The sequence below is a fragment of the Streptomyces sp. AC627_RSS907 genome (assembly GCF_019049165.1).
This window is the reverse complement of record NZ_JAGMUE010000058.1, coordinates 1-18191: the sequence shown is the minus strand read 5'-3', so window position 1 is coordinate 18191 and position 18191 is coordinate 1. Positions and strand designations below refer to the sequence as shown.

Annotated in this window: 17 protein-coding genes; 12 read left to right on the top strand and 5 right to left on the bottom strand. The window is 74.0% G+C overall.

Annotated features, from left to right (window positions below):
- Nucleotides 1-13: 13 nt before the first annotated feature.
- From KUM32_RS15460 to KUM32_RS15420, 9 genes are all read left to right on the top strand, one after another.
- Nucleotides 14-2512, top strand: coding sequence for a SpoIIE family protein phosphatase (locus KUM32_RS15460; protein ID WP_217142460.1), 2499 nt, complete (start codon nt 14-16; stop codon nt 2510-2512).
- A gap of 118 nt (nt 2513-2630) precedes the next feature.
- The gene (locus tag KUM32_RS15455; RefSeq protein WP_217142459.1) at nt 2631-3023 is read left to right on the top strand and encodes an STAS domain-containing protein; all 393 of its coding nucleotides are present in this window, start codon (nt 2631-2633) and stop codon (nt 3021-3023) included.
- 155 nt (nt 3024-3178) lie between these two features.
- The gene (locus tag KUM32_RS15450; RefSeq protein ID WP_217142458.1) at nt 3179-4075 is read left to right on the top strand and encodes an STAS domain-containing protein; all 897 of its coding nucleotides are present in this window, start codon (nt 3179-3181) and stop codon (nt 4073-4075) included.
- A gap of 5 nt (nt 4076-4080) precedes the next feature.
- Nucleotides 4081-4503: an STAS domain-containing protein gene (locus KUM32_RS15445; RefSeq protein WP_217142470.1), complete on the top strand. Its 423-nt coding sequence runs from the start codon at nt 4081-4083 to the stop codon at nt 4501-4503.
- The gene (locus tag KUM32_RS15440; RefSeq protein ID WP_217142457.1) at nt 4503-4943 is read left to right on the top strand and encodes an anti-sigma regulatory factor; all 441 of its coding nucleotides are present in this window, start codon (nt 4503-4505) and stop codon (nt 4941-4943) included. Before KUM32_RS15445 ends, KUM32_RS15440 begins: the two co-directional genes overlap by 1 nt.
- A complete protein-coding gene (locus KUM32_RS15435) occupies nt 4943-6013 on the top strand; it encodes an ATP-binding SpoIIE family protein phosphatase (protein ID WP_217142456.1) in 1071 nt (356 codons plus the stop codon). Before KUM32_RS15440 ends, KUM32_RS15435 begins: the two co-directional genes overlap by 1 nt.
- Entirely contained in the window at nt 6010-7749 is a 1740-nt protein-coding gene (locus tag KUM32_RS15430; protein ID WP_217142455.1) for a PP2C family protein-serine/threonine phosphatase, read from the top strand. Before KUM32_RS15435 ends, KUM32_RS15430 begins: the two co-directional genes overlap by 4 nt.
- Nucleotides 7750-7963: 214 nt before the next feature.
- A complete protein-coding gene (locus tag KUM32_RS15425) occupies nt 7964-9337 on the top strand; it encodes an NAD(P)/FAD-dependent oxidoreductase (protein ID WP_217142454.1) in 1374 nt (457 codons plus the stop codon).
- A 100-nt stretch (nt 9338-9437) separates the two neighbouring features.
- A complete protein-coding gene (locus tag KUM32_RS15420) occupies nt 9438-11684 on the top strand; it encodes an FUSC family protein (RefSeq protein WP_217142453.1) in 2247 nt (748 codons plus the stop codon).
- Between the two features lie 3 nt (nt 11685-11687).
- On the opposite strand, the gene KUM32_RS15415 is transcribed toward KUM32_RS15420, so the two are convergent.
- The 5 genes from KUM32_RS15415 to KUM32_RS15395 all read right to left on the bottom strand — a co-directional run bounded on the left by KUM32_RS15415 (nt 11688) and on the right by KUM32_RS15395 (nt 15176).
- Nucleotides 11688-12122: a hypothetical protein gene (locus KUM32_RS15415; RefSeq protein WP_217142452.1), complete on the bottom strand. Its 435-nt coding sequence runs from the start codon at nt 12120-12122 to the stop codon at nt 11688-11690.
- A gap of 28 nt (nt 12123-12150) precedes the next feature.
- On the bottom strand, nt 12151-12984 hold the full coding sequence (locus KUM32_RS15410; protein WP_217142451.1) for a DUF1206 domain-containing protein: 834 nt from the start codon (nt 12982-12984) through the stop codon (nt 12151-12153).
- Nucleotides 12985-13425: 441 nt separating this feature from the next.
- Nucleotides 13426-13665 carry a DUF5133 domain-containing protein gene (locus KUM32_RS15405; RefSeq protein WP_217142450.1) on the bottom strand — a complete coding sequence of 80 codons (240 nt, stop codon included), beginning with the start codon at nt 13663-13665 and terminating at the stop codon, nt 13426-13428.
- 29 nt (nt 13666-13694) lie between these two features.
- Nucleotides 13695-14564, bottom strand: a complete 870-nt coding sequence (locus tag KUM32_RS15400; protein WP_217142449.1) for a SigB/SigF/SigG family RNA polymerase sigma factor — start codon at nt 14562-14564, stop codon at nt 13695-13697.
- Nucleotides 14565-14738: 174 nt separating this feature from the next.
- Complete coding sequence (locus KUM32_RS15395; RefSeq protein ID WP_217142448.1) at nt 14739-15176, bottom strand: ATP-binding protein; 438 nt, start codon at nt 15174-15176, stop codon at nt 14739-14741.
- Nucleotides 15177-15345: 169 nt separating this feature from the next.
- Between KUM32_RS15395 and KUM32_RS15390 the strand changes: the two genes are divergently transcribed.
- The 3 genes from KUM32_RS15390 to KUM32_RS15380 all read left to right on the top strand — a co-directional run bounded on the left by KUM32_RS15390 (nt 15346) and on the right by KUM32_RS15380 (nt 17909).
- Complete coding sequence (locus KUM32_RS15390; protein ID WP_217142447.1) at nt 15346-15561, top strand: hypothetical protein; 216 nt, start codon at nt 15346-15348, stop codon at nt 15559-15561.
- A gap of 94 nt (nt 15562-15655) precedes the next feature.
- Nucleotides 15656-17134: an aminotransferase class I/II-fold pyridoxal phosphate-dependent enzyme gene (locus KUM32_RS15385; RefSeq protein ID WP_217142446.1), complete on the top strand. Its 1479-nt coding sequence runs from the start codon at nt 15656-15658 to the stop codon at nt 17132-17134.
- Nucleotides 17135-17453: 319 nt separating this feature from the next.
- Nucleotides 17454-17909, top strand: a complete 456-nt coding sequence (locus tag KUM32_RS15380) for a cyclic nucleotide-binding domain-containing protein (protein ID WP_217142445.1) — start codon at nt 17454-17456, stop codon at nt 17907-17909.
- The last annotated feature ends 282 nt before the right edge of the window (nt 17910-18191 follow it).

Below are 18191 nucleotides of genomic sequence, written 5' to 3'. Positions count from 1 at the left end.
GAGCGTCCCCATCGTGAGCATGTCCGAGCAGCCCCCCGAAGCGGCCGGCGGCGAGCCGCCGGAAGCCTCCGCGGTGCCGCCCGGGGTGTCCGGGCCGCCGCGGTCCCGTGCGGTCGACGGACCGGCCGGCGACCTGCGCGGGATGACTCCGCTGTCGCCCGTCGGCCGGCTGGCGGCCACGGTGGACCGGCTCAGCCGCGAGGTGCGGGCCGCCCAGGCGGAGGCCGAGGGGCGGGCCCTGATCGAGCTCGCCAAGGGCATCCTGGTGGCGCGGCTCGGCTGCGGACCGGCACAGGCCGCCCGGCAGCTCACCGAGCTGGCCGAGCAGTCGCAGGTGACGCCCCTGGAGTTCGCGGTCGACGTCATCAACCAGGCGGCCCGGGACCGGATGTCCGAGGTGACGGACGCGTTCCTCGCCGCCACCGCGGCCGTGCGCGCCGAGGACGGCGCGGACACCGCGGACGCCGGGGAGACCGCGGCCGAGTCGGCCGCCGTGCGCCTGCGGGCCGCCGAGAGCGGTGCGCTGGCCGCGAACGACACCCAGGCCGTGGCCGGCGCCCTGCTGGAGCAGGCGCTGCGCCCGCTCGGCGCGGTCGCCGTGGCCATCTGGGCGGCCGGGTCCGACGGGTCGCTGACGCTGGCCGGCAGCGCGGGGTTCTCCCCGGCCGAGGCCACCCGCTGGCGTTACGTGCCGCCGGACGTGGCGACGGTGGCCCGGTGCGGGCTGACCGAACGGGCGGGGCAGTGGATCACGTCCCTGGCCGGGACCGGACTGCCCACCGTGGGCCGGCACCAGTACCCGGACGGCGGCAGGGTCGCCGTGCCCGCCGGTACCGGGGGACGCGTCCACGGCGTGCTGGAGATCGCCTGGCCGACGCCCGTGGCCGCGCAGCCGCCCCAGGTGGTGCGCCAGGTGGAGGCGCTGGCGGAGTTGTGCGCGCACACGCTGGAGTCCCACACGCCGCCGCACGGCGGCGGGCAGGAACCGCGGGTCGTGCCGGACGCGGCGGAGCTGATGGACCTGGCCGACGGGCTGCACGATCCCGCGCTGGTCCTGGTGCCGCACCTGGACGCCGCCGGGAACCTGGCGGACTTCCGCATCCAGCACGTGAACAAGCGTTTCCTGGACCCCGCCGGACGGCCGCGGGCCGTCGTGGGCGGCGCGCTGCTGCTGGAGGCCTATCCGATGGCCGCCGGCGACAGCGAGCTGTTCCGGCACGTGGAGCGGGTGTACGCCACGGGTGAGCCGTTCCGGGCCCGGCGGATGAACCTGACCGCCCTGGTGGACCAGGTGCCGCTCTCGGCCGTCGCGGACATAAGCGTCAGCCGGCACGGCAACGCCGTCCTGCTCATCTGGCGCATCGAGGACGAGACGGCACGGCTGGCCAGCCTGCTCCAGCACGCCCAGCGACTCGGCCGCATCGGTGGCTTCGAGGAGAACCTGCTGACCGGCGAGATCACCTGGAACGGGCAGTTGTTCGACCTGTACGGTCGTCCGCGCACGAGCGTTCCGGTGTCGCTGGAGGAGCTGGCCGCGCACGCCCATCGGGACGACGCCGTCACCATCGGCCGGTTCCTGCGCACACTCCTGCACCACCGGCGGCCGGCCTCGGCGGCGTTCCGGCTCCAGCGGCCCGACGGGGTGACCCGGCACGTCCGGGTGGTGGCCGAACCGGTCCTCGACACCGACGACCGTCTCCTCGTCGTACGGGGGGCCTACCAGGACATCTCGGCCCAGCACTGGACGGAGGTGGCGCTCGCCGCGACGCGCGACCAGCTCGCCCACACCGAGCAGCAGGCCATCGAACGCAACCGTCTGACCCTGCAGTTGCAGCACGCCATCATGCCGCCCGCCCAGGCACCGCTGAAGGTGCCCGACCTCCAGGTGGCCGTCCGGTACCGGCCCGCGGAGACGGAGCAGCTCGTGGGCGGCGACTGGTACGACGCCGTGATGCTTCCGAACGGGCTGGTGCTGCTGTGCGTGGGGGACGTGGCCGGGCACGGCATAGAGGCGGCGACCAGCATGGTCGTCCTGCGCAACGCGTTGCGCGGCCTGGCGGTGACCGGTGCCGGACCGGGCCAGCTGCTGTCGTGGCTCAACATCGTGGCGCACCACCTGACGGGCGGGGTCACCGCCACGGCGGTGTGCGGCCTGTACGACCCGGCCCGGCGCACGCTGCGCTGGGCCAGGGCGGGCCACCTGCCGCCGGTGCTGGTGCGGGGCGCGGCGGCCGAGCCGCTGCCGCTGGTCAAGGGCATGCTGCTGGGTGCGGCGGCCGAGGCGGTGTACGAGGAGGACGAGCTGCAGCTGGCCGGCGAGGACACGCTGCTGATGTACACCGACGGTCTGATCGAGCGGCGCGACCGTTCGGTGGAGGAGTCGCTGACCCAGCTGCTGAGCACCGTCCGCCCGGCGCCGAACACCCTCGACCAGCACCTGGACCGGCTGCTGACCTACAGCAGGTCGGACACGGACGACGACACCTGTCTCGTGGGCATCCGGGTGGGGTGAGGCACTCCACGCGATCAGGCCCCCGTCGGGCAGGCATGGCGACCGGATTCGGGGGTATCCGCCCGGCGCGGTGGGACATGACCGGTCCACCGCGCCGGCCGCATTGTTGGAGGTACACGTGCCCATTGCCCAGAACCCGCTGTCCGTCGAGGTGACGCTGCCCCGGGAGGAGGTCGCGCTGCTCAAGGTGGAGGGCTACCTGGACGTCGACACCGCGACCGAGTTCCAGCACCATCTGGCCAACCAACTCCACCACGGCCGACGGCACTTCCTGCTGGACCTGTCCGAGGTCCCGTTCATGGACTCCTCCGGCATGAACATCATCCTCCGGGTCTACCAGGAGGCCCGGGAACTGCCGGGCAGTGTGCACATCATCTCCCCCACCCCGGCGGTGCGGCGCATCCTGGACCTGACGGGCGTGAGCATCACGGTGCCGGTCTCGGAGAGCCTCGACGAGGCGCTCTCCCGCGTCGACGCGCAGCCGGAGGGTCCGTTGACGCCGGACCTCTGAGACCCCTCCTCCCCGGCGCTCATCCGGACCGCTCGTGCGGGAGCAGGTGTCGTACGAGCTCGGCGGGTGGTTACAGTTGTCGCCCGGCAGAGTCACGTCGCCCACACGTTGCCCACGGGGCCGGTGCGGCGCTACGCGGATGAGGAGTGGAACAGGTGCCGGAGCAGGCGGAGGGAACAGCGGGATCGCCCACGAACGAGGTCAGGGACTTTCTGCGGCGCCGCCGTGAGCAGATCGCCCAGCGGTGGGCGGACGAGCCCTTGTTCCGGGCGGTGTTCACCGTCTCGCGCGACGAGGCGGTCGAGGCGGGCAAGGCCGTGGTGGACGCGCTCGCCCAAGTCGCGGACGCGGCCCGGGTGGAGGATCCGGACGCCGCCGGGTTCACCACGGTGCGCGAGCAGTTGGCGCGGATGGGCGCGGCCCGCTCCCGTGCCGGGCTGAGCACCGCGCAGGTGTCGAGCGAGCTGGCCACCCTGCGTCCGCCCGTCGAGAACCTGCTCCTGGCCGATCTGCCGGACGCCCCGGCCGATCACGCCCGGGCCTGCGCGACCACGCTGAGTGTCCTGCTGGGCACCCTGCGGGTCGTGGTCATGCAGACGGCGCTCAGCGAGGGGCAGGCACTCATCGACCGCCAGCGGCTGCAGTTGCTGGAGGTGGCCACCCCGGTCATCAAGCTGTGGGACGGCATCGTGGCCGTTCCGCTGATCGGGACGCTGGACAGCGCCCGCAGCCAGGTCGTCATGGAGACCCTGCTGGAGTCCATCGTCGAGCAGCAGGCACGCTACGCGATCCTGGACATCACCGGGGTCCCGACCGTCGACTCGCTGGTGGCCCAGCACCTGATGAAGACGGTCGCGGCGGCCCGGCTCATGGGCGCCGAGTGCATCGTCTCCGGCATCCGGCCCGCGATCGCGCAGACCATGGTCCACCTCGGCCTGGACCTGGGCACCGTGGTCACCCGGGCGAGCCTCGCCGACGCGCTGGGGTACGTCCTGCACCAGCTCGGGGTCGGCATCGTGAACCCCGTCACGAACGGCCCGGTCGCACGGTGAGCGAGATGTTTCCCGGGCCCCACGGGGGTCCCGTGACAGGTCATGTTCCGGTCCTCCGGCTCGGCGAGGTGCTGCTGGTCACGCTCCAGGGCGACCTGCACGACAGCACGGCGCAGCAGCTTCAGCAGGACCTCGCCGAGACCATCTCCCGCAGCGGCGCCACCGGTGTGATCATCGACATCTCCGGGGTGGAGATCGTCGACTCCTTCCTCGGCCGGGTCCTGGCCGAGATCGCCGGGCAGACCGAGCTGCTGGCCGCGCGCACCGTCGTCGTCGGCATGCGGCCGGCGGTGGCGATCACCCTGGTGGAGCTGGGCCTGACGCTGCCCAGGGTGCACACCGCGCTCAGCACCGAGGTGGCCATGGAGCTGCTCAGGCTGCATGCCCCGTCGTCCCGCTACGGCGGACTGCGCCAGGAGCGTCCGTGATGCACACTGCCGCGGGCGCGCAGGCCCGCCTGCCGATCCGTTCGGACATGGATCTGGTGTGGGTACGCCAGCACGTGCGGCAGGCGGCCGCCCAGCTCGGCTTCGGTCTGGTGGACCAGACCAAGCTGGTCACGGCGGCGAGCGAACTGGCCCGCAACACGCTCGTGTACGGCGGCGGCGGAACGATGGAGACCGAGCCCCTCACCGAGGGCGGCGCACGGGGTCTGCGGCTGACCTTCAGCGACGAGGGACCGGGCATCGCGGACCTGGAGCAGGCGCTCAGCGACGGCTTCACGTCGGGCGGCGGACTCGGCATGGGACTGGGCGGCGCGCGGCGCCTGGTGCACGACTTCGCGATCGAGAGCAGTCCCGGGGCGGGCACCACGGTGCGGGTCACCTCGTGGGTGGGCCGGACGCCCCCGCCGCGTGAGGAGTCCTGATGCCCCGAGTGTGGGACGTGCCGGTGCACGACTCGACCCGGGTGCGCGACGCCAGGGTGGCGGCGGAGCACGCGGCGGCCCTGGCCGGGCTGGACGAGCAGCGCACCGCCACCGCGGCGCTGGTGGCGACGGAGCTGGCCACCAACCTGCTCAAGCACGCCGGGGGCGGCCAGATCCTCATCGACGTCGTCGCCCCGCCCGTCCTCGCGGCCGGCCGCGAGGAGACCCCGCTGGTGCAGATCGTCACGGTCGACCACGGCCCCGGGATCGCCGACGTGTCCGCCGCCCTGCGCGACGGTTTCACCACGACGGGCTCGCTCGGAGCCGGTCTCGGCACCTGCGCGCGCGTCGCCGACGACTTCGACCTGCACAGCGTCCCGGGCCGGGGCACGGTGGTGGTCTCCCGGATCGGCGCCGTGCCCGCCGGCCCCGGTGCCCGGGATGTCGGGCGGGACCCGGTCGGCCGGGTACGGGCCGGCGCCGTGAACGTCCCGTTCGGCGGCGCCGAGTACTCGGGCGACGCCTGGGCCTGGGTCCGGTCCGGGGACCGGGTCACCCTGATGCTGGCCGACGGGCTGGGCCACGGCGCGGAGGCGGCCCGTGCCTCGACCGCCGCCGTGGAGGCGCTGCGCGCCTCCGCCCACCTCGCGCCCGCCGAGGCGCTGCGGCGGCTCGACACGGCGTTGACCGGAACCCGCGGGGCGGCCGTCGCACTGGCCCAGGTCGACACGGGCGCCGGAACGCTCCGGTTCGCCGGGATCGGCAACGTCGGGGCACGGCTGTGCGAGGGCGGCACGTGGCGGCACCTGGTGTCCCGGCCCGGCATAGTCGGCACCCACCGGCCCACGACACTGCGCGAGGAGGAGGCCGTCTGGGCGGACGACCGGGTGCTGGTCCTGCACAGCGACGGCCTGCCGAGCCGCTGGTCACCCACGTCCGACACCTGCCGCACGGCGACCGACCCGGCGGTGACGGCCGCCGTGACCCTCCGTGACGCCAGCAGTCCGGCCCGCCCGGTGCGGGACGACACCGCCGTCGCCGTGCTGGCCCCGACCCCGGACCGCTCATGACCCGAACCTGGCAGATCACCGACGTCGTCGACGCGGCGCGGGCGCGCATCGCCACGGCCCGCCTGGCGGCGGCGTACGGGGTGCCGCCCCTGGAGCGCACGCGGCTGGCGGCCTCGCTCAGCGCGCAGCTGCGGCTGTGCCTGGCCAAGGGCGGCACCTGGCGGCTCACCCTGGAGGCGGGCACGGCCTCGCCCGGTGCTCCGGAGGCCGGACAGGGCGTGCTGCGCGCCGTGGTGACGCCCTCGCACGACGTCGCCGCCGCGGGGGAGCCTCCGTGGCGGGTCACCGTGTCCTGCCCCGAGGCGGAACCGGCCGCCGAGGCCGACGTCGTGGCGGACGACCCGGTCGCGCTGGCCGAGGCGCTGCTGGGCGCCGACGAGGACACGGCGCTGGTGTTGGACCGGCTCACCGAGCAGGAGGACCTGGTCGCCTTCCACCGGGAGGAACTGCAGCAGACGAACCAGGGCGTCGTGGCGCTGCACGCGGAGCTGGACGCCGCCGGGCGGGCGCAGCGGGAGGCGTTCGCCGCCGAGCGCAAGGCGCGCACGGAGGCGGAGAACGCCCGTCGCAGGCTGACGTTCCTGGCGGACGCGAGCGCGGTGCTGACGGCGTCGCTGGACCACCACGAGATCGTGCGCCGTCTGCCGGACCTGCTGGTGCCCGAGTACGCCGCGAGTGTCGACGTCTGGCTCTTCGACCAGGACGGCGACCGGCGGAGCCCGGCCCACCCCGCCGCCGCCGTGGTCGCGGCCCGCACCGGGCGGCCTCAGTACGCCGCCGCGCACCCGGGCGGCCTGCCCGGCGTCGACGACCAGCCGCCCTCGGCGCTGGCCCCCCACCGGCCCCTGCTGTGCATCCCGCTGCCGACGCGGCAGGCGCCGCTGGGCGTGGTCACCCTGTCCCCGCCCGGGGAGAGCTGGGACCCGGACGACGCGGTCATGCTGATCGAGCTGACCCGGCGGACCAGCATCGCGATCGACCACGCCCAGCGCTACCAGCACAACCGTGACATCGCCGAGACGCTGCAGCGCGCCCTGCTGACGGAGCTGCCCGCTCCGCCGGGCCTCGCCCTGGCCGCGCGCTATCTGCCGGCCACCCACGGGCTGAACATCGGCGGCGACTGGTACGACGCGTTCCGCCAGCCCGACGGCAGTGTCATCGCCGTGGTGGGCGACGTGACCGGGCACGGGCTGCGGGCGGCCGTCATGATGAGTCAGCTGCGCACCGCGCTGCGGGCGTACGCCGTCGACGGCGGCAGCCCCGGCCGGCTGCTGACCCGGCTGCACACGTTCCTGCACCACCTCCAGCCCGACCTCTTCGCCACCGCCGTCATCGCGCGGTTCCACCCCGACGACCCGACCATGACGTGGGCCGCCGCCGGCCATCCGCCGCCGGTCCTGCGTACCCCGGACGGGCGGGTCCAGACCCTGGACGCCAAACCCGGTGCGATGCTCGGCATCCCGCTCCGGCAGGAGATCGCCGACCACACGGTGCGGCTGGCGCCCGGTTCGACCCTCGCCCTGTACACGGACGGCCTGGTGGAGCGGCGTGCCCGGGGCATCGACCCGGGCATCGCCCGGCTCGCGCGAGCGCTGGGCTCGTTCGGTCCGGCGGAGCTGGACGCGGATCTGGAGGGTTCCGCGGACAGGATCCTGCGGCCCCTGCTCAGTGACTCCGAGCGGGACGACGACGTGTGTCTGCTGCTGTGCCACCTCCGCGGTCCCGGGCGCGTCTGACGCGCCCGGCCGGCCACGCGAGACCGCCTCGTCGTCCCCCGCCCGGTGCGATCCCGGCCGGGAGGGGGCATGGTGGTGATCAGGGTGTGTCGCCTGCCTGCCGCGTCCGGGTCGCCGGATCGCCGTGGGCGCGGTGGGATCGACAGGTGCGAAGCAGCGATCCACGGGCAGGCGAAGGGCGTTCGCGGCAGACCGCCCGGAGCCGCAGAAAGGGATGAACACCGTGACACGACCCAGGATCCTGGTGGTCGGCGCAGGTTTCGCCGGCGTGGAGTGCGTGCGCCGTCTGGAGCGCAGGCTCTCCCCCGCCGAAGCCGACGTCACCCTGGTGACACCGTTCTCCTACCAGCTCTACCTGCCGCTGCTGCCCCAGGTCGCCTCCGGGGTGCTGACGCCCCAGTCGATCGCGCTGTCCCTGCGCCGCAGCAGCAGGTACCGGACCCGGATCATCCCGGGTGGCGCGATCGGGGTGGACCTCAAGGCGAAGGTCTGCGTGGTGCGCACCATCACCGACGAGATCGTCAACGAGCCGTACGACTACATCGTGCTGGCTCCCGGGAGCGTCACCCGCACCTTCGACATCCCGGGGCTCACCGACACCGCGTTCGGCATGAAGACGCTCGCGGAGGCCGCGTACGTCCGCGACCACGTCATCTCCCAGCTCGATCTCGCCGACGCGAGCCACGACCCGGCGAAACGCGCCTCGCGGTTGCAGTTCGTGGTGGTCGGCGGCGGTTACGCGGGCACCGAGACCGCGGCCTGTCTGCAGCGGCTGACGCACGCGGCCGTCAAGCGCTACACCCGCCTCGACCCGAGTCTGATCAGGTGGCATCTGATCGACATCGCGCCGAAGCTGATGCCCGAGCTGGGTGAGAAGCTCGGACGCGACGCGCAGGAGATCCTGACCCGCCGCGGCATCGAGATCTCCCTGGGTGTGTCCATCGAGAAGGCCGGCCCCGAGGCGGTCACCTTCACGGACGGCCGGGTGGTGCCCACCCGCACGCTGATCTGGACCGCCGGGGTGGTCGCGAGCCCGCTCATCGCCACGCTGGGCGCGGAGACGGTCAAGGGGCGGCTCGCCGTCACCGCCGACATGTGCCTGCCGAACCACGACGGGGTGTTCGCGCTCGGCGACTGCGCCGCCGTCCCGGACCTCGCCAAGGGCCAGGAGGGCGCGGTCTGCCCGCCCACCGCCCAGCACGCCATGCGGCAGGGACGGCACGTCGCGGAGAACCTCATCGCCGCCCTGCGCAACCAGCCGATGCGTCCGTACCGGCACAAGGACCTGGGGCTCGTCGTCGACCTGGGCGGCACCGACGCGGTCTCCAAGCCGCTCGGCGTCGAACTGAAGGGCCTGCCCGCCCAGGCCGTGGCGCGCGGCTACCACTGGTCGGCGCTGCGCACGGGCGTGGCCAAGGCCCGGGTCGCGACGAACTGGGCACTCAACGCGGTCGCCGGCGACGACTTCGTGCGCACCGGCTTCCAGGCCCGCAAGCCGGCCAAGCTGAAGGACTTCGAGTACACCGACGCGTATCTGACGCCGGAGCAGGTGCGCGAGCGCGTCGGGGAAGCGGGCCGGGCGGTGTGACCCCACGTCGGGCACCGGCCCGCGGCATGACATGCTGAGAAGTGGATCTCGGCGCGAACCGGCCGGGAGTCGGCTGTGAATCGGGGCGGTGTACGGCGGCGTGAAGGCAGCGGGGCGCTCGGTGCGGACACGACTGCGGGACCGCCTCGCCGCGTCCGACCCCGGGCTGCTGCGGCTGACGGCGGGGCTGCGGACGGTGGGCGCCATCGCCCTGACCCTGGCGGTGCTCGCCGTGTTCGGGGTGGACGTCACCCACCTGGTGGCGGGTGCCATGGCCGCGATGGTCGCCACCTTCGCCATCCAGGAGAAGGAGCGCGGCCCGCAGGCCGTCACACTGGCGCTGGGCCTGCCCGTCGCCCTGGCCTCGGTCTCGCTCAGCGCGCTGCTCACCTCGCAGGTCGTCATCGGTGACGCCTTCTTCGTCGTCCTGATCTTCTGCGCCGTCTTCGTCCGCCGGTTCGGCGACCGCGGCACGGCCCTGGGTCTGATCGGCTTCCAGGTCTACTTCCTGTCCCTGTTCGTCGGCGCGAAGGTGTCCGCGCTGCCGGAGCTGTGGGGCGCCATCGCCGTGGCGTTCGTGTGCAGCGCGGTGGTGCGCTTCGCGGTCGTGCCGGAGACCCCGGCGGGCATCCTGCAACGGCTGCGGCAGGCCTTCCGGGCCCGGCTGGCCCAGCTGATCTCCGCGCAGATCGACCTGCTGGACGCCGGTCCGGACGGGATCGACAGGACGCTGGAGCACCTGCGCGAGGGCACCGCCCGTCTGCACGAGACGGCCCTGATGATCCAGTCCCGGCTGGAGGACGGCACTCCGGACGAGTCCACGGCGCGTCTGGTGCAGCGGCGCGTCGCGGACGCCGAGATCGCCGCCGAGCGGCTGGGCCTGCTGCTGCTGACCGCGCGCAGCGCGGAGCGGGCGGACACGCTGACCCTGCACCTGCCGGGCGCGCCGGCCCCCTCGGTGGGCCGCACACCGGCGCCCGGGGAGGCCACGGAGACCCTGCGCCGCGATCTCGGGGCGCTGCGCACCCTGGTGCTGCGGCCGCCCGCCGAGGCCCGCGGTACGGCGCTGTCCCATCTGCGCAACCGGCTCCTCGGCTACCGCGACGAGGAGAACCTGCCCGAGGCGACGCCGGCCGTGCAGGACGTGTTCCGCGGCATCGGTGAGGCCGCGCGTGCGGTCATGGGCCTGAGGATCGCGCTGGACGGCCCGCAGGACGAATCGGACGACACGCCGGCGACCACCCGCTCGCGCGAGGAGCTGGACGCCGAGGACGTCGCCATCGACGCGGGTGAGGAGAGTACGCCGCAGGACGAGCCCACCGGGCTGCGGCGGCCCACCACGCGTGCCGCGGTGCAGGTCGCCGTGGGGTCCTCGCTGGCCATCGTGGGCGGGGAGTTCCTGTCCTCGCAGCGCTGGTACTGGGCGGTCCTCACCTGCTGGATCGTCTTCATCAACACCGCGTCCACCGGCGAGATCCTGGTCAAGGGCTACCGCCGTGTGCTGGGCACCGTGCTGGGAGTCGTGGCCGGCATCGTGCTGGCCGGTCTGGTCGGGAACCACACCTGGACCGCGTTCGGGCTGGTGCTGCTGCTCATCTTCGCGATGTTCTACACGGCGCCGCTGTCGTACACGCTGATGTCGTTCTTCGTCACCGCGATGCTCGGGCTGCTGTACACCCTGCTGCACACCTACAGCATGTCGGTGCTGCTGCTGCGCGTGGAGGAGACGGCGCTCGGCGCGGCCTGCGGGATCGTCGCGGCGGCGCTGGTGCTGCCGATACGCACCGACCGTCGTACGAACGAACTGCTCGGCACGGTACTGGAGCGGCTGCGGGACGTCACCGAGGGCGCCGTCGACCAGCTCAGCGGCGGGCCCGCCGCCGACCTGCTGGACACGGCGCGGGACCTGGACCAGGCGCTGGGCGATCTGCGCGCCGCCACCCAGCCGCTCACGCACCCGATCACGCCGCTGCGGGCCCGGCGCGACACGGCCCAGTACGTGGTCGCCCTGCTGGAGACCTGTGCCTACCACGCGCGGTCCCTGGCCGCGACGGCCGAGCTGCTGCCCACCCATCCCTCGATCGCGGCCGACCCGAGGCTGCGCGGGGCGGTGCGGCGCACGGTGCGCAACATCGAGGCGATCGCCGCCCGCGTCGCCGACGAGAGTGCCGGGGCCGAGGTGGAGACCGGGCCGAGCATCGCGTCGCTGCTGGAACCGGACGCCGCCGGGGTGCCGCGGTACGGCCGCATCACCGGCCGGGTGCTGCGTCACCTGGAGCGCCTCGACGAGGCGGTGGTGGGTCTGGCCCGGCCGTTGGGCGTGCCCGTCAGGGCGCCGAAGCGGTGACGGTCAGAAGTCGCTGGGCAGTCCGCTCGCCTCGGCGATGCCGCGCAGTTCCTCGTTCTGCCGGTGGCGTTCCTTGAGGTAGTCGGCGATCTCGCCGAGACGTTCGGGGTCGGAGGCGGTGGCCGCGTCGGTGACGACCCGGACCGGCCCGGTCTCGTCGGTGCTGATCTCGACGACCTCGTTGTCCAGCCGGCCGGTGACCGCGGTGGCGATGACCAGGGCGGCCTCGTCCCTGATCTCCTGGGGCAGGGCCTCGGCGTCGGCGCCGTCCAGGGAGAAGTCGATGGTGGGCATCTGGTGCTCGTCGATGGCCTGGAGGACGGGTTCCACCACGCTGAGCAGCAGCCGGTAGTCGTCGGTCTCCATGCGGATGCGCAGAAGGTCCAGGTAGACGTCCACGGGACGTCCGTCCGGGGGAGGAATCTCGTGTTCGTTCATTCGCCCCGTGTTCCCCGTGCCGCGCGGCTCAGACCCTGCGCCAGCGTGCGAGGGCGAAGGAGAACACGCCGAAAAGCACCAGTCCCGCGGCGACGCAGACCAGCAGCCAGGGTCCGAGGGGGGTGCCGGCGAAGGAGCGGAGGGTGTCGTCGAGCCCTTTGGCCCGGTCGGGTTCGTAGTCGACCGCCGCCCGCACGGCGAAGGCGCCCGCCGCCGCGAAGACGACCCCGCGTGCGACACCGCCCCCGACGCCGGTGACGTCGACCAGCCGCCGGGCACGGGGGCCGAGCCCGCCGAGCTTCAGCTTCCTGCGGTAGGTGCGGCGCAGCGCCTGTACGCCGATCACCACACCGGCGGCGACGATCCCGGCGCCGGCCAGGCCCACGACCCACCGTCCGGCGGGTATCTCCAGCACCCGCGCCGTGATGTCCCGGGACTGCCGGTCGCTGGAGCCGCCGCCCCCGGAGCCGGCCGCGAAGGCCAGCGCGGAGTAGGCGACGAACGCGTAGAACACACAGCGGGCGGCGGCCGGCAGCCGCTTCCTCGCCGTGTGTCCGTCCTTGCCGACGGCGCCGAACAGCGCCTCGGACAGCCGCCACAGGGCCATGCCGACGAGCCCGAGCCCGAGCGCCCACAGCAGTACGGCGCCGAACGGCCGGTCGGACAGCTCGGCCAGGGCGCCGCCCCGGTCCGCCTGCCGGTTCCCGGTCCCGAAGGCGATCTGCAGGGCCAGGACACCGACCAGCAGGTAGATCACGCCTCGAGCGGTGAGCCCCGCCCGGGCCGCCCCCTCGGCGGCGGACCCGTTCGCCGCCCGCCGGGCCTTGCCGCGACCGGTGCGTGCCATCACACGTGCGTCCATCCGGACCTCCCCTCCGGACTCCGGATGCCCCGGCATCCTGCGCGCACACCGGGCGGTGGTCCCCCTGTGCCCGGCCGGACGCTCACCGACTGCCGTAGCGTGTCCGCGGTGGCGCCGGACCGCGCGCGGGACGCGACGTCCGGCCTCCGGGCGTGGCGCCCACACCACCGCCCGGCGTGCCCTCCCCGGCGTGGCGCCCCCGGGGTGGCCGGGCGTGTGCCCCGCGGCTTGGTGACCACGGCTCCGTCCGCCCTCACGCCCCCGGCACGGTGACCACAGGGCCGCCCGGCGTGGCGACCACGGGATGCGCGTACGGGCGCGTACCGGTGCCGCGGCACGCCGTTGTCGCGGCGGTCGACCGCCGGCGGCCCGACGTGCGACGGCCCGTACACCGTCTCGCGGCATACGGGCGGTCGCGCCACCGTCCCTTCCCGTCACGTCTCAGTCGGCCGCGCCCGCGGGCTCGGCGACGGGCACCGGGACCGGGAGGGCCGCGAGCCAGCGGCGGGCGGCCTCCAGGGCACGGGCCACGTCACGCGTGCCGGTCGACACGCACAGGGTGTACGCGAGGTCCCGGGTCCGCGGGCCCGGCCCGCCCGTGCCGTCGCGCGGTTCGGTCACCGCCGCCGTCTCGTAGTCGTCGACGAGCCGGCGCAGCACCGCAGGGTGGGGCATCAGCATCCGTGTCGTTCCTCCTTCGGGTCGGTCTGTCAGCGCCGCGTCGGCCGGCCGGCCCCCCGGCGGCCCGTCCGCTGCCCCATCGCCTCGTCGCGCACGCGGGCGCAGCTGCGGCTGATGAGCCGCGAGACGTGCATCTGCGAGATCCCCAGGCGGTCGGCTATACGGCTCTGGGTCATGTCCTCGAAGAAGCGCATGTAGAGAATGGCGCGCTCGCGTTCCGGCAGCCTGCGCAGGCCCTCCTTGGCGGACTCTCGGTCGATCACGGTGTCGTACGAGGCGTCCGCCGCCCCGAGGGTGTCGGCGAGGCTGTAGCCGTCGTCGGCGGCCGACAACTCGGCGTCCAGCGACAGGGTGCTGAAACTCTCCAGGGCCTCCATCCCGGCGCTGACCTCTTCCTCGGTCAGACCGGTGTGGGCGGCGAGGGCGGCCACCGAGGGTTCGGGGCTGCCCGGGCTCTGGGTGAGCTCGCGCCGCGCCACCCGCACCTTGTTGCGCAGCTCCTGGACCCGGCGGGGCACCCGCAGGGCCCACATCCGGTCCCGGAAGTGGCGCTTGACCTCGCCGGTGATGGTGGGCACGGCGTAGCTCTCGAAGGCGCCGCGCTCCGGGTCGAAGCGGTCGATGGCCTTCACCAGGCCGAGCGCCGCGACCTGTCGCAGATCCTCGATGCTCTCGCCGCGGTCCCTGAACCGCCCGGCGATCCGGTGGGCCATGGGCAGCCAGGCCGTGACGAGTTCGTCGCGGACGGCGTCGCGTTCGGGCCCGTCCGCCAGGCCGGCCAGGCGGCTGAAGAGGGCCATGGTGTCGGGGGCGTCCTCGTGCCGCCGACGGGCGGCGGTGGCGCTGTCGTCGGTGGGCTCGGGGGTAGCGGGCCGGACGGTGGGTGTTTCGATGAGCATGCGGATTCGCTCCTGAACGGGGTCTCAGGGGACTTTCCGCGGGAACGGGGGCTGACCGGGACACCCGGAGGGCCGATGCAGTCATGCCGCTCCCGCTGCTGCGCCTCCGGTCCGAAGCACGGACTTGCGACTGCCCCCACCCCGGTGGAACAAACTCCGCTTTGCGAAAAGTACTCAGGACAGCGGAACGACCACGGTGATGCACTTGCCTCCGGAAGGAAGGTCTGCCACCCGTACGTCCCGTGCCAGTCGGCAGACGATCGGCCAGCCCCGGCCGCCGACACGACGACGGCCCTGGGGGTCGGTCCGCGGCACGGCCACCGGGAGTTCGCGGCTGCGATCGGACACCGACAGGCGCACCTCCGGGCCGACGACGTCGACCCGGAAGTCGGTGACGCCGCCACCGTGCAGGATCGCGTTGGTGGTCAGTTCGGAGGCGACGAGCACGGCGTCCGACAGGGCCCCCGCGTCGCACCAGGTGGGGCCGTGGGTGCCGCGGCACGCGGTGACGACACGTTCCACGGTCCTGCGTGCCTCGGCGGGTTTGCGGGGCCGGTGCCGGTCCGTGCCGTACGGCTCGTCGACGGGGTCGGTCGTGTGCGTGTCACACATCCGTCAGCTCCCTGGTCGGTGAGACGGGCCGGATCCGGCTGACCGCGCGTCGTGCGCGCGCCGTGCCGCCCGGTCACTTTCCGGCTCACCTCATCCGGTGGCCCCAAACCTCCGGCCCTCCGTACGGCCCCACAGCCATCCACGCGCCGGGCCGGGGTACGCGGAGTGCATGACGGATGTTGTGGACTCGGACGAACTGCTGCGCCGCATGCACCGCGCGAGGGCCTGCGCGGTGGAACAGGAGCGGACCTGGCGGGCGCGCGAGGAGGAACTGCGGCGGACCGACCCGGAGGGCTCGCGGGAGGCCGCCGTGCGGACGATGGCGTACGAGGCCGTCCTGCGGGTGCTGGACGAGGTCCTGACCCCGGGCCGGAGAACGCGGTGACGAGGTACTTCCTCCGGGCCGGCGCGCGCGTCCCGGACCGGCGGGGGCGGTCCGGGACGGATTGCCGGGGTCACGGTGGGGAAACCGGGTCGGCATGAGCGCCGACCACACCCGAGCACCGGTCCTGGAAGCCCTCGTCGACTACCGCCGTGAGGGACGGTTGTCGTTCACGCCGCCGGGCCACAAACAGGCGCGTGGGGCCGACCCGGCGGTGCGCGAGGTGCTGGGCGACGCCGTGTTCCACGGTGACGTGCTGGCGACCGGCGGACTCGACGACCGGCTCACCGGGGGGCGGGTGCTGCAGCGTGCCCAGGAGCTGATGGCCGACGCCGTGCACGCCGACCACACGTTCTTCTCGACGTGCGGGAGCTCCCTGTCGGTGAAGGCGGCGATGCTGGCGGTCGCGGGGCCGCACGAGAAGCTGCTGATCGGCCGGGACGCCCACAAGTCCGTCGTGTCGGGGCTGATCCTGTCCGGTATCGAGCCGGTCTGGGTCGAGCCGCGCTGGGACGCCGAGCGGCACCTGGCCCATCCGCCGTCCGCCGAGGAGTTCGAGAAGGCGTTCGCCGCCCATCCCGACGCCAAGGGTGCCCTCGTCACCAGTCCGACACCGTACGGCGCCAGCGCCGACCTGAGGGCCGTCGCCGAGGTCTGTCACCGGCGCTCGGCACCGTTGATCGTCGACGAGGCCTGGGGTGCGCATCTGCCCTTCCACCCCGACCTTCCGTCCTGGGCGATGGACGCGGGCGCCGACATCTGCGTGACCAGCATCCACAAGATGGGCAGCGGTCTGGAGCAGGGGTCGGTCTTCCACCTGCGCGGTGACCTGGTCCCGCCGGAGGTGCTCGGGATGCGGGCGGACCTGCTGGGCACCACCAGCCCGTCGGCGCTGATCTTCGCCGGGCTGGACGGCTGGCGCCGGCAGATGGCGCTGCGCGGCCACGGCCTGATGGGCGGTGCGCTGGATCTCGCGGCCGAGGTCCGCGCGGCCGTCGAGCAGATCGACGGGATGCACGTCAACGACCGGGAGGACTTCTGCGGCCCGGGGCTGGCGCACGGTTTCGATCCACTGCCCGTCGTCATCGACCTCGCCGGGCTCGGCGTGTCGGGTTTCCGGGCGGCCGACTGGCTGCGTGAGCACCGGAGCGTGGTCGCGCACCTCACCGACCACCGGCGCATCGGCGCGCAGATCACCCACGGCGACGACCGGGAGACCACCGGCGAACTCCTGGCCGCGCTCAAGGAGCTCGCGCGGGCCGCCCCCGGCCTGCGCCCCGCGCCGCGCGTGGAGGTGCCCGCGCCGTCCGAGCTGCGCATGCCCCAGGCGGTTCTGCCCCGGGACGCGTTCTTCGGACCCACCGAGGACGTGCCCGTCGACCGGGCCGCCGGCCGCGTGGCGGCGGAGATGATCACGCCGTACCCGCCCGGCATCCCGGCCGCCCTGCCGGGCGAGCGGCTGGCCGAGCCCGTGCTGCGGTACCTGCGCACCGGTCTGGACGCCGGAATGTACCTGCCGGACCCGAGCGATCCGGAACTGGGGACGATCCGGGTCGTCGCGGACGACGGCGGGTGAGGCGGCGGGACACGCCCCACGAGTGAGACGGGTCACGCACCCCGCTTCCGGTTTCGCTGAACACCGCAAGGTGGTTTAGCGTTCATCTACATGTGGCGACGGGGTCGACCGGAGCGTCCTCCGTACGCCACCGTTCACGGCCCTGGCTGGCTTCCCCCGTCCAGCCAGGGCTTTTTCACGTCCGCGCACCGCCGCCCCCCGATCCGGCCCGGAACCCGCGCAGAAACCGCGGTCCGCCGAGGTGCTCAGGGCGCCGACTGCGACTGAAATAGGCATAGGGAAAGCCCCGGACCGAACCGCCGGTGAGGAGCCCCGCGCCATGACCAAAGCGACCAAACTGCTGACGGCCCTCCCCCAGCCCCAGCGCGAACGCCTGACGGCACTCGCCCGGGAGGTCTTCTTCGAGGAGGACGCCCGGATCTTCGAGGCGGGCGGCAGGGCCGACCGCTTCTGGGTCATCCGCTCCGGCGCGGTCTCCCTGACCCAGCAGGTGACGTCCCTGCAGCGGGTCACGGTCGCCAGCCTGGGCGCGGGCGACCTGCTCGGCTGGTCCTGGTTGTTCCCGCCCTACGAGTGGGACTTCGGCGCCGAGGCCTTCAGCCCGGTGCGCGCCCACGAGTTCGACGCGGCCTCGGTGCTCGCCCTGTGCGAGGAGGACCCGCAGCTGGGCATCGTGCTGGTGCGGTCGGTCGCCGAGATCCTCGCGCACCGGCTGGAGACCACCAGGGGCCGGCTCATGGAGCACTACGCGCTGCACGGGCGCGGCTCCCTGTGAGGCGTCCTGGGACGCGGTAGCGGCGCGGCGCCGGCGTCGCGCCCGCCGGGGGGCCGACGTCGCCGCCCGGACGAGCAGCCCGCCGCCCGCCGCCTCCCGCGCGCCGAACGCGGACCCGGCGTCGCCGTGCGGGACGTCGGCCGGGCGCGGTCCGCCCGCCACGACGACGGCGAAGACGCCTGTGCGCGCCCGCCCGTGTCGTCGTCCCGGCGGAGACCAGGACCGCCCGCGGCGCACCAGGGGTGGGCGGGTCGGGCCGCGGCGCACCAGGGGTGGGCGGGT

Bases quoted from the DNA above. Each gene is read 5' to 3' on its own strand.
- KUM32_RS15445 (WP_217142470.1), top strand. From the start codon at position 4,081: ATGTTTCCCGGGCCCCACGGGGGTCCCGTGACAGGTCATGTTCCGGTC.
- KUM32_RS15440 (WP_217142457.1), top strand. From the start codon at position 4,503: ATGCACACTGCCGCGGGCGCGCAGGCCCGCCTGCCGATCCGTTCGGAC.
- KUM32_RS15435 (WP_217142456.1), top strand. From the start codon at position 4,943: ATGCCCCGAGTGTGGGACGTGCCGGTGCACGACTCGACCCGGGTGCGC.
- KUM32_RS15430 (WP_217142455.1), top strand. From the start codon at position 6,010: ATGACCCGAACCTGGCAGATCACCGACGTCGTCGACGCGGCGCGGGCG.
- KUM32_RS15425 (WP_217142454.1), top strand. From the start codon at position 7,964: ATGAACACCGTGACACGACCCAGGATCCTGGTGGTCGGCGCAGGTTTC.
- KUM32_RS15415 (WP_217142452.1), bottom strand. From the start codon at position 12,122: ATGAACGAACACGAGATTCCTCCCCCGGACGGACGTCCCGTGGACGTC.
- KUM32_RS15410 (WP_217142451.1), bottom strand. From the start codon at position 12,984: ATGGACGCACGTGTGATGGCACGCACCGGTCGCGGCAAGGCCCGGCGG.
- KUM32_RS15405 (WP_217142450.1), bottom strand. From the start codon at position 13,665: ATGCTGATGCCCCACCCTGCGGTGCTGCGCCGGCTCGTCGACGACTAC.
- KUM32_RS15400 (WP_217142449.1), bottom strand. From the start codon at position 14,564: ATGCTCATCGAAACACCCACCGTCCGGCCCGCTACCCCCGAGCCCACC.
- KUM32_RS15395 (WP_217142448.1), bottom strand. From the start codon at position 15,176: ATGTGTGACACGCACACGACCGACCCCGTCGACGAGCCGTACGGCACG.
- KUM32_RS15390 (WP_217142447.1), top strand. From the start codon at position 15,346: ATGACGGATGTTGTGGACTCGGACGAACTGCTGCGCCGCATGCACCGC.
- KUM32_RS15385 (WP_217142446.1), top strand. From the start codon at position 15,656: ATGAGCGCCGACCACACCCGAGCACCGGTCCTGGAAGCCCTCGTCGAC.
- KUM32_RS15380 (WP_217142445.1), top strand. From the start codon at position 17,454: ATGACCAAAGCGACCAAACTGCTGACGGCCCTCCCCCAGCCCCAGCGC.